Source organism: Streptomyces murinus, from assembly GCF_002154555.1.
Taxonomy (GTDB): domain Bacteria; phylum Actinomycetota; class Actinomycetes; order Streptomycetales; family Streptomycetaceae; genus Streptomyces; species Streptomyces murinus.
In genome coordinates this window covers 1-200 of sequence record NZ_MUNF01000647.1, presented here as the reverse complement: position 1 = coordinate 200, position 200 = coordinate 1, and the positions used below count along the sequence as shown (strand labels likewise).

Below are 200 nucleotides of genomic sequence, written 5' to 3'. Positions count from 1 at the left end.
CGGCGTCCGCGTGAAGGCCGTGTCGCCGGTCTACGAGACCGAGCCGTGGGGCGTCGAGCCCGGCAGCCAGCCGTCGTACTTCAACGCCGTCGTGGCCCTGAAGACCACCCTGCCGCCGTCCTCCCTGCTGGAGCGGGGCCATGCCATCGAGGAGGCGTTCAACCGCGTCCGCGACGAGCGCTGGGCGCCGGGGTCCACGT

Annotated in this window: 1 protein-coding gene; it reads left to right on the top strand. The window is 73.0% G+C overall.

The window, feature by feature from the left end; all coding sequences use genetic code 11:
• On the top strand, nucleotides 1-200 hold a 200-nt coding region (folK, locus tag CCN72_RS32265), incomplete at both ends, for a 2-amino-4-hydroxy-6-hydroxymethyldihydropteridine diphosphokinase (RefSeq protein WP_244174582.1).